The following is an 11,625-nucleotide window of genomic DNA, read 5'->3' as shown; positions in this document are numbered from 1 at the left end:
GAGGCATGCATATGGACGTTTTTTTAGGAATCGGTATTGCTTTGGCTGGCTATTTTATCGGTGAAGGCTTAAAGCAAATGAACCATCCAAAAGCATATGAAAAAAGTGATACCTATCTTATAAAAGAACGAGATATTCACTTTTACATCGGACATTTTTTAGGAATTACTACAGCTGAGGCTAAACAGCTAGCCGGAGATATGAAAGACATCCCTTACATCGAAATAAACGGAAAAAGATATGTACAGAAACAGATGTTAAAAGAATGGACATTTACATTAGTTGAAAAACAGCAGGGTTAATAAAGAAAAACTGAGGAGAGCGCAATGCTCTCCTCAGTTTAGTTTAACTATATGGTTTGACCCTTTGCCATAAGCGATGTTAAAACGATTAACCCCATCAATTTCTTTCCTCAAACAGGACAAAATGTCCGTTCCACTACAATAGATTTTATATTCCCTTTGATTGATGACGTTATCATCTTGATGAACGTATGTATCGTAAAAACTTAGAAAACCTATTCGGATTGAATATGTGCTCTCATTATGCCCTTCCATACTGCGCCTTTATCTGCGGAGAATTTACTTTTTAACTATGAAACCTAAAACTTTTAGATTCACGCAGCAATGTAAATGCAATATCCTCAATTTTTAATGAATCCCCGACTTTTTTCATATTCGACTTCAGTTTCTCTGATTTACTTTATACGCCCGAAGCTGTACGTTTATAAAGGATCAGGGAATCCCAGAACCAGTAAATCACTGCAGCTGTAATACTTAACACATAATAAATATACGTTTGCAATGTCCTTGCTATTGACGCAGGTTCACCAATAAAAAATAACAGGAAAGCCGCGATAAAAGCAATCACACTGTAAATCAATAGATACATGACATTGAATGTTCTCGCTTTTTTCTGAAACATCATTTGCAGCGGAACAGCAAAAAGGCCATACATCATAAAAGCGTATAATAAAGCAATTGCTGCTGTAAACAATGCAATTATCATATCGCCATACATAACGAAAGAATATAGCCCGAAAAACAAACCAAACGTAAGGCTGGATAGCCCTAATGTCATTAGATAATATGCTGCGATTTTTTTCATTTTTTCACCCCCCTTGTTTGATTTATTCACAGTGCTGTTAGTATAGATTTACAACCTTTGTATTTCTTTTATCGAGATGTCTTCCCCCACTGTCATACGCAATGCGAAGATAAAAAGTTTCAAAAATGCCGGCTTTTTATTAAATAATACGATTGGCATGGAGATGCCTCTCCTGATTGTCCAAATCGCGAATGAAAAAAACGAATGAATACCTGATCAACAGACAAAATAAGAAGAGTTGATATTTCAACACTTTTCGTAAAGGAGTGAAACCTATGAGCCAAAAAGGAATTCAAAATTCAAGTAATGAACAAATAAAAAATGACCATGAGACTGAGACAGCTTTTAAAGCAGATGATCCTAAAAAACATGGTTCTTCTGATCCTAAAAGAACGAAATAAGTTCTTGCCCTCATTAAAATTTCAATAATCTGGAGGAAGTAAAGTGACTCAAAAAAACGGAGCCGACAGACCTGATGATTATAAAAGATTTTCTTCAATAGACAAGGAATATAATTTTCAGCAATCTGTAAGCAGCAATGCTGAGACAGAAAACACTGAAACACAAACTCATAACAAAGAAAACATAAATGACACAACGGATGTAGCCGGGAAATCCTTTGAGCCCTCAGATTATAAAGGGACCACACAATTAGAAAAAGGATTGGCTGAAACTCATGAACAAGTCAGCGATGACTATTTTGAAGGGACGATCGATCAAAACTTGGACTAGTCATTCAAACGGAACGAGCTTGAGAAAAAAGCCGGTTCCGTTTTTAGAAACAATCTCAATAAAGGCAGTAAAACCCCACCTCATGAGATGGGGTTTTGCACTTTAGTAATCTGATTAATATTTAAAACGGTTAATGACGGATTGAAGCTCTTCCGCCAACTGAGATAAAGATTCTGCAGCATAGGAGATTTCCTCCATTGAATGTAGCTGTTCCTCTGATGATTTTGCAACCGCTTCTGTATTTGCTGACGTTTCTTTTGTTCCAGCGGCCAATGTATGAACTGTGTGCTGAATCACTTCAACGCCTGAAGTAAGCTGTTGAGTTGCTGCTGCGACTTCTTGTATTTGAGAAGTGACCTGTTCCACCAGGTTCAGGATTTCATTGAAATTTCCTGTTGTTTCTTGAGAAAGAACAATACCTGAGGTCACATTTTCTTGAACAACCTTAATATTATTTACCGTTTCTATCGATTCGTTTTGGATGGTCGCTACCACCGATTGAATGTGGTTTGCTGATTTATTTGTTTCATCCGCTAATTTCCGAACTTCTTCAGCCACCACAGCAAATCCTTTTCCTTGCTCTCCTGCTCTGGCCGCCTCGATCGCTGCGTTTAGGGCCAACAAATTGGTCTGCTCGGAAATTGTCGTGATAAGCGAGGAAATATCACTGATTTCTGCTGTGCTCGCTACCAATGCCTGTAATCCATTCCCGGCTGACTCTACGGATTTATCAATAAATTTCATCTGATCTAACATCTTGTTAACTGATTTAGATCCTATTTCAGCCTTGTCTCTCATCGAAGAAGAAAGATCCGCTATGTTCCCTGTATTTGAAGCAACAGATGATATACTGTCTAATAATTCAGTGATGGATTCTGCGCTCTTTTCTGTCATTGAGCTTTGCTTCACATTGCTGTCTGCAGCCATCTGCATGGATTGGGAAATATGTTCAGATGTTGATTTTGATTCTTCTGCGCTTGCGGATAATTCTTCGGAGGAAGCGGCGACTTGTTCAGATGAACTGCTGATTTGCTTCACAATTTGCGATAATGAATGAGTAAAAGCATTAAAAGATTGGGCAAGCTGGCCAAATTCATCTTTATTTTTCACTATGACTTTTTTGGTTAAATCAGCCTCACCGTGGGCAATTTCTTCTAGCTGCTTATTTATGCTTCTTAGTGGCACCATAATGGACCTTAACAGCATTATGCTTAGAACAATGCCTAATATTACTGATATTCCTGTGACAGAGATGATGAGCCATTGACTCATTTTCCCATTGCCCCGTATTTCATCCTTTAGATCCTCTACCTCTTGATCCAGGCGATCAGACAGCTTATTGACAGCCGGATCTACGACTTCTTTTCTTAGTGTTCTTTCTTCCCCAAAATGGATGGTTTCTGCTTTTTTCGGATCTGAAGAGTAGGCTGTTAATACTTGCTGATTCAAAGCTCTATACTGAGTAAAACTTGTCTTAATGTCTTCAATATTGGATTGATACTTCTCTTCATCAATCAAGTCATAAACCCGATCAAGGCTCTTTAAGACATCGTCTGATTTTTCCTTCATGCCTTCGTCATATTCTTTGTCTCCAGTAATCAAGAAGCCTCTTTCATCATTTGATAACCCGGTCAATTCATACTGAATGTGTTTCATCTCTTTTTGGAATTCCATTTTGTCTTTAAGTTCTTCATTCTTTTTCACAATAGAAGAAATCATAAAAACTGAGGAGCCCCCAATTCCAATGATTGAAACAACTAGTATTGATATAATCCCCAGCAATTTTGTTTTCACTTTCATGTGTCGTTTTCCCTTTCTCCACGAAGTAATGGCTGAAATAAAATATATTCAAGCGTATGAATCCAATTCGTTTACGCTTATGCCCATAATATCGACACGTGTTATCAAGTTTTATAGTGATGTTTTCACATAAATAAGCAAATGTTTTGACGTCTCTGAACTTACAGAAAAACCTTTACGGTATGTAAGTCACTCTTATTCGTTTTTCTAAAAAAGGCTTTTCCCATCTCAAATTGGCTGAACAGGCTGTTTTCTCGAAAATATAATGACAATACGCAGCATACATTTAAGGAGCGATACACTAAAATGGGGATCATCAATGGCAAAGAATTCATTGACCGATTGAACAAACTAGAAAACGAAATATGGTATGATGGCAAAAAAATAAAGGGTAACATTTCTGATCATCCGGCATTTAAAGGAATACTCAAAACAAAAAGCTCGCTTTATGAACTGCAAACAAAGGATGAGTTAATAAACGAAATGACTTATTGCCTTCCTGGAGATCATGATCGAATCGGCCTTTCCTATCTCCAGCCTAAGACCAAGAATGATTTGAAAAAAAGAAGAAACATGATTGAACATTGGGCTAGACACACTCACGGAATGATGGGGAGAAGTCCGGATTACATGAATACGGTTATGATGAGCTTTGCTTCGTCAGCAGAGCTTCTAAAAGATAAAGAGAATTGCTTTCCTGAACATATACTAGATATGTATAAACAAGCTGCTAAGCATGACCTTTCTTTTACCCATACATTCATTACCCCGCAAGTGAACCGGTCACAGTCCTATTTCGGGCTAAGTGAAAAACCGATATCTGCTAAAGTCATTGATAGAACCGAAAAAGGTTTAATCATTCATGGCGCGCGTCTGCTTGCAACACAAGGCGGGTTGACTGATGAAATATTGGTTTTTTCAGCGCCTAAACTTTTCTTTGAAACAGATGAAGCTTATGCTTTTTCACTCCCTTCTAATACAAAAGGCGTCAAATTCATCACAAGAGAATCATTTGTGTTAAGCGACTCTGCCTTTAATCACCCCTTAAGCTCAAGGTATGAAGAGATGGATTCAATTGTAGTTTTTGATCATGTGTTAGTGCCTTGGAATCGTGTGTTTTTTTACGATAATGTGGAAGCAGCTAAAGAATTTATGACAAAAAGCTCATTTCATGCTTTTACCTTTCACCAGGTTGTCATTAGGCAAATGATAAAAATTGAATTTCTATTAGGCGTTGCACAGCTTCTGGTTGACACCATTAATGTTTCCGAATATCAGCACATACAAGAAAAGCTCTCTGAAATCATTGTAGGATTTGAAACAATCAAAGCGCTCATTGACAAGTCGGAAAATGACGCTCAATTAGATGAATTCGGCTATATGCGCCCTAGTTTAATTCCTCTTCAAGTCATCAGTACCATTATTCCTAAGCTGTATCCTCGATTTACTGAAATCATACAATTAATTGGAGCTAGCGGAATGGTGACACTGCCTACTGAAAATGCGTTTGATTCAGAGATACGGGAAGATCTTGACCAATATCTTCAAGCAACCAATACAAATGCTGAAGAACGGGTGAAAATTTTCCGATTGGCATGGGATTTAACAATGAGTTCATTCGGAACAAGACAAACCCATTACGAAAGATACTTTTTCGGAGATCCTATTCGGATTTCAAGCAGGCTGTATACCAGCTATCCAAAGCATGAGCAGTTGAACATCATAAAAGCATTTTTACAAGCAGATGTAGAACAATGAAAAAAACAGCGGAAAAAGATCCGCTGTTTCGTATTTTTTATTTAGGAAACTGTACATGCCCTGGCACTGTATATGCATTGGACGTTCCGCTTTCAGGAAGCTTTGGAATGGTGTCTTTCACGACTTTCCCGCGAATGTCAGTTATTCTGACTTTGAGAGAGCCTGTCCCTAAATTCGTACTGACAAAATGGTTATAGTCCATTTTCTCCATGTTAATCCACTTGCCATCTTTTTCATATTCCATTTTCATAACAGGATATCTGTGGTTTCTGACTTGAATTGCCGCCCACCACCTGCTGCTGCCTTCTTTGACCCGGTACGTGAAATTTCCGGTGATTGGAGCTTTGACAACACGCCATTTAATATTGATTTTTCCATCTTTCATATTCCCGATTTTACGGAAGGCATTAGGTGACAGATCGAGAGCTCCCCGAGCACCTTCGGGATATAGATCAGTAACATAAACGATTGTTTTCCCTTTTGGCCCTTCAACTTCCAAATAAGAGCCGGCAAGAGCTGCTTTTACTCCTCCGTAATTGAGATCCGCTGGATTTATTGCAGTAATCTCCATATCGAAAGGAATGGGATCCAACAGGAAAGCTCCTCCTGAATAACCTGACCCTGTATACGTTGCATATCCTTCATGCAGGTCGTCATATGCTGCCGAAGCTTGCGGGGAAAAACAGAGGATCGTCAATAAAACCATACCAACAAATGCACTCATGATCTTTTTCATACTTGGTCCTCCTCAAACCAGACTTCAAATGAGAATCATTATCATTATAAGACTCAATCCAACTGGTTTGAAAGAGGAAATAGATTCATAGTTGATTTTAAGGCGAATTCACTATCATTCATATATCTAATGAAGCGTACTTATGAAAAAAGCAATTCGAATGAACGAATGTGCACATCAGCCGAATTTCTTATTTTCACCTCACAAAATTCACATAACAATCAAAAAATGAGACAGCCTGTTGGCCTGATAACAGCTATGCAGGAAAAGCTATTTTTCCCCGCTTAGTTTCAACTTAGCTGTCATCATAATGCCAAAGATCAGCACAATCGGAACCCAAATAATGAAGCGGTTAAAATTAGGTTCACTCAGAGCAACAATAATAGCTCCCACACAATATAAAATAATAGCTAGTGCTCTTAACACAGTATCTCTTAAGAAAGTCTTCTTTTGCTTCTTAAAAAACAAACGGCCGGATATATCTTCTAATAGAGAAGCGAGTGTTCCGGTCAATACAGTTGAAGAAATACCTGCGATCCCCAGTTTTTTGGCTGCTATCGTTTGAATCCCCATGGAAATGCTCATGAGTATAATCAAAATGTGCACAGGAACAAAAGCCCGGTAAAAAGAAAGACAAGCAAAGACAAATAAAATGAATGCTTCAAGTGCAAGGGCTTTTGTTACAGCAGCAGGCCAAAGGGTATTTTCCGCCTTTCCGACAATCAGTGTTGCAATGATCACGCCGCATATAAATCCAATGAGCGCAGTTAAGGAATTGAAAACAGTGACCTGAAGGGATTTGCCGATAGCTAATCCCAATAATACAATGTTTCCAGTCATATTAGCTGTGAACACATGTCCCAAGCTTAAATACCCAATTACATCCACGATTCCAGCTGTTAAACATAAAAGTGATAGCAAGGTGTTTCGATAAGCGGCTGCAGTCAACGTTGTATCAATCCTTTCTTCTATTTCAATTGTTAGTATGTCTTTTGACGCAATCTGTATTTTTTAAGTAACCAAGCGTTAATTGGGAAGATAGAACCTATCATTCCTTTCCATTAACTGTAATAATAATCTCCGCAAGGAAATGATTAAAATTGAAAGGAAGTATATTGTAATGAAACGATTTTGTTTATGGTTCGCCGTGTTTGGTTTGTTATTGGTTCTCTTGCCTGATAAAGCGTTAGGCGCAGTCGATTTTCCGAATACCTCGACGAATGGCCTTTTAGGATTTGCCGGAAATGCTAAAAATGAAAGAGGCATTTCCAAAGCGGGCACAACGGGTGGGAAAAACGGGCAGATTGTTTACATTCAAAGCATAAATGATTTAAAAACCCATCTAGGAGGATCCACACCAAAAATTTTAGTGCTCCAAAATGATCTTTCCGCATCTGCGAAAACAACAGTTACCGTTGGCTCAAATAAAACACTCGTGGGCTCTTATGCGAAAAAAACGCTGAAAAATATTTATTTAACAACTTCTTCAGCTTCTGGAAATGTCATTTTTCAAAATTTAACGTTTGAACACAGTCCGCAGATTAACGGAAATAATGATATCCAGCTTTATTTAGACTCCGGCATGAACTATTGGATAGATCACGTCACATTCTCAGGCCACAGCTATAGTGCAAGCGGGAGTGATTTGGACAAACTCCTGTATATCGGTAAATCAGCTGATTATATCACGATCAGCAACTCAAAATTTGCGAATCATAAATACGGTTTGATTTTAGGATACCCAGATGATTCTCAGCATCAATATGACGGCTACCCCCACATGACAATCGCAAATAATTATTTTGAGAACCTGTATGTTAGAGGCCCGGGTCTGATGAGATACGGATACTTTCATGTTAAAAACAATTACAGCAACAATTTTAACCAGGCGATTACGATTGCCACAAAAGCAAAAATATATTCCGAATATAATTACTTTGGGAAAGGCAGTGAAAAAGGCGGAATCCTTGACGACAAGGGCACCGGTTATTTCAAGGATATAGGCAGCTACCCTTCACTCAACAAGCAAACCTCCCCTTTGACTTCATGGAATCCGGGGACAAATTACAGTTATCGCGTTCAAACACCGGAGTATACAAAAGAATTTGTCACGAAATATGCCGGATCACAAAGTACAACTCTGGTATTTGGCTACTGATATAAAAGAGGCCTGCGTAAAAAACGCCGTGCCTCTTTTTGTTCTTAAACGCGATTTTTAAACGATCCTTGGTCAAACCAAAAAGCATTATTTCTTTTTCACAATAACTTCTTTACTGTCTTTCTTATTATACCAGTTTATCGCAAGTAAAAAGAAATCATTGTCTGGTCCTGTATGAAATGAACGTTCGTCCCACACACTATTCAAAAACCCCTAAAAAGGATGATGGACATGTGCGGCAGGTTTACTTTATTCTCTGCATTTGATGATATTATTGACCAGTTTGACATCAATCAATTTTTTCCTAAAGATGAATACCAGCCGAGCTATAATATCGCACCATCACAAAACATTCTTGCGATCATCAATGATGGATCAAATAATCGCTTAGGCAAGCTTAGATGGGGGCTTATTCCTCCTTGGGCAAAAGATGAAAAGATCGGTTATAAAATGATCAATGCTCGAGCCGAAACAATAACCGAGAAACCGGCTTTTAAAAGACCGCTTGTCAGCAAACGCTGCATCATCCCTGCCGACAGTTTTTATGAATGGAAACGGTTTGATTCCAAGACCAAAATCCCATTGCGGATCAAATTGAAATCATCTGCTCTTTTTGCGTTTGCTGGCTTATATGAAAAGTGGAACACACATCAAGGTGATCCTCTTTATACCTGCACCATCATAACAACTGAGCCTAATGAGCTCATGAAAGATATACACGACCGGATGCCGGTTATATTGGCCCGTGATTTTGAAAAGGAATGGCTAAATCCTCACAATACAAACCCTGAATATCTGCAAAGCTTGCTTGTGCCTTATGAAGCTGATGACATGGAAGCATACCGGGTTTCATCATTAGTAAACTCACCTAAAAATAATTCATCTGAGCTTCTTGATGTACAGAGTCTGTAGTGATTGCACTCTATAGTAAGAACTTGCAAAATGGCTTTGTTCCTTAGGGCCAATCTATTTTGGTTGCAATGAATATTTAGTACACAGATCAATTAGTTATTCTTTTTCGGTTTTAAATAATATCATTATGTAAACTTAATGTTAATCCAATGATGTAAAAAGAATTTACATTGCTTATAAAATTTCACTTTTCAATTTTGTCAGCAAAAAAACTGAACCACATTAAACTGATAAAACCTGCCGCACCTGTGATTGCAAATATGATATACGCCCATATAGGTAAATCCATATCCTTTCCTCCTAAGAATTAAATTTTTTTATCTTACATTAAGGTCTTCTTTCTTTGTCTATCCAGTGTAATACCTAAACAGTTTAAAGCTCATTACAATACGATTCAAGCAGAAAACCCCTACATAACGCATACATAGGGATTAAATAAAAACGCAGGCCGACACCTAGCTCTAGTTACTTTAAGACCACTGTGTGATCGGTTCAGTCTTTACGTGCCTGGATATTTTACAACAGGCACTTTCTTCTTACGCAGAGAATCAAGCATGACTGATCCAGCATTTAAGTTGCTTTGCACTAATTCTTTAGGGGTCAATGCCATCCATTGATTGAGTGACACATCTGCATAGCGGTCACTTTTGAACATTTCTAAAAACCATAAGGTTTCTGTACCAGTGTTTTGTATATAGTGTCCAGCATTAGAAGGCACGTATCCAACGTCACCTGCTCTATAGTCAAATGTGCGGGCAGTCCCATTCCCGATAAATACTGTCATGCGTCCCTGCCCTGTTAGATAATACTGCCACTCATCGCTATTAGGGTGCCAATGAAGCTCTCTCATCGCGCCAGGCTCAATCTGAACAAGTGCAGCGGCTATCGTTTTTGAAATCGGGAAGTTAGAAGAATCCACAATTCGTACGCTCCCCCCTTGCATTTGAATTGGGGGTTGATTTAGCAACTCGTGTTTAAAGGTCATGGGTACTTTTCCATATGGTGACTGAATGTCTTCACTTTCGACTGATCCCGGCACATTCCCTTGGTAGATATAGACTTGCTCTGAAGGAAGAGAGTTGAAAGCATTCTCCGGCACACCAAAATTCGCAGAGAGAACATCTTTTGGGGTGTGTGCAAGCCAATCAGAAATGGTTAACGTTGAAAACTCAGAAAAGTTTCCATCATCGAAAACGAGCAGAAATTCGCAGTGTTCTAATCCCTGTATGGAATGCGGAATTCCTGCCGGGAAGTACCAAAGGTCGCCAGGGCCAACATCAGCAATGAAATTTCGTCCGTCTTGGTCAACAGCGGTGATACGTGCCCGTCCCAAAAGCATATAAGCCCACTCCGCTTGCTTATGCCAATGAAGCTCGCGGACACCTCCCGCAGTTAAGCTCATGTTTACCCCTGCAATCGCAGTCGAAATCGGAAGCTGTCTGACGGTGATTTCTCTTGACCAGCCGCCATGATCTAATTTCATGGGAGCGTCTGAGAATGAAAATCTCAAGTTAGGAATCATACCTTCATCTGTAACAGGCGGAACAAGTATATTCGGATTTTGAATATCCCGCATCATATTTCGCGGACCTGCATCAATAGCTCCAGCTCCATCACTTCGAATAGGCTGCGGCACGTTTCTGCCTTCATGATTGATTGGTTGTTGTTCCAACAGCATGCACCTCGTTTTAGAAATGAACAAGATTTTATTTCAGCCTATGCAGAGTCTTAGATTGCTGTGCCTAGGAATCCGCAAATAAAAAAGTGACCACAAATGTGATCACAAATACATCAAATAAGCTATTTTGTATACCATGGCTTCTTATGTAATTTGATTTCTTCTGTCTGTTTTTTCTGGCCTGTCTTCCACTCTACCTTCACTAATACATCATGTCCTATCACTTCATCTTCAGGCATATAATCAAAGGTGGCGATATGGTCCTCCATACGTCCCCCACCTGGCATTTCTTCACCTGTGTATTCTGATAAGTCGTACTCATCTATGTGATCATCTTGATATTTTTCGCCATCTACATACAGAGTAATTCTTTCAACAACAGTTCTTTTCTCATCTTTCTTACTCCCCTGCCAATACAAATTCAGAAAGTAATTAGGTCCAATTGAAGTTTTGTCTGATTTTTCAAGGTTAGACATCCACAGTCCGCTTTTCCCGCTGCCCTCATATTTCACTTTGTTTCCTGACACCATTACAAATAATGCGATGGCGCAGATGATCAAGAATCCAGCAATGATCAATAGCCATTTCTTAAAGTTGTTCTTTTTTATCATGTTTTTCCCCACTTTCCTGATTCTTTAGTAGGAAAACATGATCAAAATGTTACTGAAAAGAAAATAAAAAACTTCGAATTTAAATTAAAGCTCTTTCAGAGACAAAATTTAAACGTATATCACGCCTTACATA

General features: G+C 38.7%; 12 protein-coding genes. 6 read left to right on the top strand and 6 right to left on the bottom strand.

What is annotated here, in order from left to right; translation table 11 throughout:
- Window positions 1-11: 11 nt before the first annotated feature.
- Complete coding sequence (locus tag ACQXR1_RS08085; protein WP_095431623.1) at window positions 12-302, top strand: hypothetical protein; 291 nt, start codon at window positions 12-14, stop codon at window positions 300-302.
- Window positions 303-702: 400 nt separating this feature from the next.
- Here ACQXR1_RS08085 and ACQXR1_RS08080 read toward each other — a convergent pair whose 3' ends face one another.
- Window positions 703-1,107, bottom strand: a complete 405-nt coding sequence (locus ACQXR1_RS08080; RefSeq protein WP_168780982.1) for a UPF0715 family protein — start codon at window positions 1,105-1,107, stop codon at window positions 703-705.
- A gap of 275 nt (window positions 1,108-1,382) precedes the next feature.
- Between ACQXR1_RS08080 and ACQXR1_RS08075 the strand changes: the two genes are divergently transcribed.
- Window positions 1,383-1,508 carry a biofilm-forming protein gene (locus tag ACQXR1_RS08075; RefSeq protein WP_430771958.1) on the top strand — a complete coding sequence of 42 codons (126 nt, stop codon included), beginning with the start codon at window positions 1,383-1,385 and terminating at the stop codon, window positions 1,506-1,508.
- Window positions 1,509-1,551: 43 nt separating this feature from the next.
- Entirely contained in the window at window positions 1,552-1,839 is a 288-nt protein-coding gene (locus ACQXR1_RS08070) for a YozQ family protein (protein WP_040082979.1), read from the top strand.
- Window positions 1,840-1,953: 114 nt separating this feature from the next.
- Here ACQXR1_RS08070 and ACQXR1_RS08065 read toward each other — a convergent pair whose 3' ends face one another.
- Window positions 1,954-3,639: a methyl-accepting chemotaxis protein gene (locus ACQXR1_RS08065; RefSeq protein WP_430771957.1), complete on the bottom strand. Its 1,686-nt coding sequence runs from the start codon at window positions 3,637-3,639 to the stop codon at window positions 1,954-1,956.
- A gap of 306 nt (window positions 3,640-3,945) precedes the next feature.
- Here ACQXR1_RS08065 and hpaB point away from each other — a divergent pair, with 306 nt between their 5' ends.
- Entirely contained in the window at window positions 3,946-5,397 is a 1,452-nt protein-coding gene (gene hpaB, locus ACQXR1_RS08060; RefSeq protein WP_430771956.1) for a 4-hydroxyphenylacetate 3-monooxygenase, oxygenase component, read from the top strand.
- A gap of 37 nt (window positions 5,398-5,434) precedes the next feature.
- On the opposite strand, the gene exlX is transcribed toward hpaB, so the two are convergent.
- Window positions 5,435-6,133 carry an expansin ExlX gene (exlX, locus tag ACQXR1_RS08055; protein ID WP_306644764.1) on the bottom strand — a complete coding sequence of 233 codons (699 nt, stop codon included), beginning with the start codon at window positions 6,131-6,133 and terminating at the stop codon, window positions 5,435-5,437.
- A gap of 270 nt (window positions 6,134-6,403) precedes the next feature.
- A complete protein-coding gene (locus ACQXR1_RS08050) occupies window positions 6,404-7,081 on the bottom strand; it encodes a YoaK family protein (RefSeq protein ID WP_069839340.1) in 678 nt (225 codons plus the stop codon).
- Window positions 7,082-7,253: 172 nt separating this feature from the next.
- Between ACQXR1_RS08050 and ACQXR1_RS08045 the strand changes: the two genes are divergently transcribed.
- Both ACQXR1_RS08045 and ACQXR1_RS08040 read left to right on the top strand, forming a co-directional pair.
- Window positions 7,254-8,291, top strand: coding sequence for a polysaccharide lyase family 1 protein (locus tag ACQXR1_RS08045; RefSeq protein ID WP_306289728.1), 1,038 nt, complete (start codon window positions 7,254-7,256; stop codon window positions 8,289-8,291).
- Between the two features lie 231 nt (window positions 8,292-8,522).
- Window positions 8,523-9,203, top strand: coding sequence for an SOS response-associated peptidase (locus ACQXR1_RS08040; protein ID WP_430771955.1), 681 nt, complete (start codon window positions 8,523-8,525; stop codon window positions 9,201-9,203).
- Window positions 9,204-9,702: 499 nt separating this feature from the next.
- Here the strand turns inward: ACQXR1_RS08040 and oxdD are convergent, their stop codons facing one another.
- Together oxdD and ACQXR1_RS08030 are read right to left on the bottom strand one after the other, a co-directional pair.
- Window positions 9,703-10,881 carry an oxalate decarboxylase gene (gene oxdD, locus ACQXR1_RS08035; protein WP_430771954.1) on the bottom strand — a complete coding sequence of 393 codons (1,179 nt, stop codon included), beginning with the start codon at window positions 10,879-10,881 and terminating at the stop codon, window positions 9,703-9,705.
- Between the two features lie 122 nt (window positions 10,882-11,003).
- Window positions 11,004-11,492: a DUF4944 domain-containing protein gene (locus ACQXR1_RS08030; protein ID WP_103032158.1), complete on the bottom strand. Its 489-nt coding sequence runs from the start codon at window positions 11,490-11,492 to the stop codon at window positions 11,004-11,006.
- Window positions 11,493-11,625: the final 133 nt, after the last annotated feature.

It is taken from the genome of Bacillus sp. ATD (genome assembly GCF_050585765.1).
In the GTDB taxonomy this organism is placed as follows: domain Bacteria; phylum Bacillota; class Bacilli; order Bacillales; family Bacillaceae; genus Bacillus; species Bacillus stercoris.
This window is presented reverse-complemented; position numbering and strand designations above follow the sequence as displayed.

Excerpts from the sequence above, each read along its gene's own strand:
- ACQXR1_RS08085 (WP_095431623.1), top strand. The coding sequence starts at position 12 with ATGGACGTTTTTTTAGGAATCGGTATTGCTTTGGCTGGCTATTTTATC.
- ACQXR1_RS08080 (WP_168780982.1), bottom strand. The coding sequence starts at position 1,107 with ATGAAAAAAATCGCAGCATATTATCTAATGACATTAGGGCTATCCAGC.
- ACQXR1_RS08075 (WP_430771958.1), top strand. The coding sequence starts at position 1,383 with ATGAGCCAAAAAGGAATTCAAAATTCAAGTAATGAACAAATAAAAAAT.
- ACQXR1_RS08065 (WP_430771957.1), bottom strand. The coding sequence starts at position 3,639 with ATGAAAGTGAAAACAAAATTGCTGGGGATTATATCAATACTAGTTGTT.
- hpaB (WP_430771956.1), top strand. The coding sequence starts at position 3,946 with ATGGGGATCATCAATGGCAAAGAATTCATTGACCGATTGAACAAACTA.
- exlX (WP_306644764.1), bottom strand. The coding sequence starts at position 6,133 with ATGAAAAAGATCATGAGTGCATTTGTTGGTATGGTTTTATTGACGATC.
- ACQXR1_RS08045 (WP_306289728.1), top strand. The coding sequence starts at position 7,254 with ATGAAACGATTTTGTTTATGGTTCGCCGTGTTTGGTTTGTTATTGGTT.
- ACQXR1_RS08040 (WP_430771955.1), top strand. The coding sequence starts at position 8,523 with ATGTGCGGCAGGTTTACTTTATTCTCTGCATTTGATGATATTATTGAC.
- oxdD (WP_430771954.1), bottom strand. The coding sequence starts at position 10,881 with ATGCTGTTGGAACAACAACCAATCAATCATGAAGGCAGAAACGTGCCG.
- ACQXR1_RS08030 (WP_103032158.1), bottom strand. The coding sequence starts at position 11,492 with ATGATAAAAAAGAACAACTTTAAGAAATGGCTATTGATCATTGCTGGA.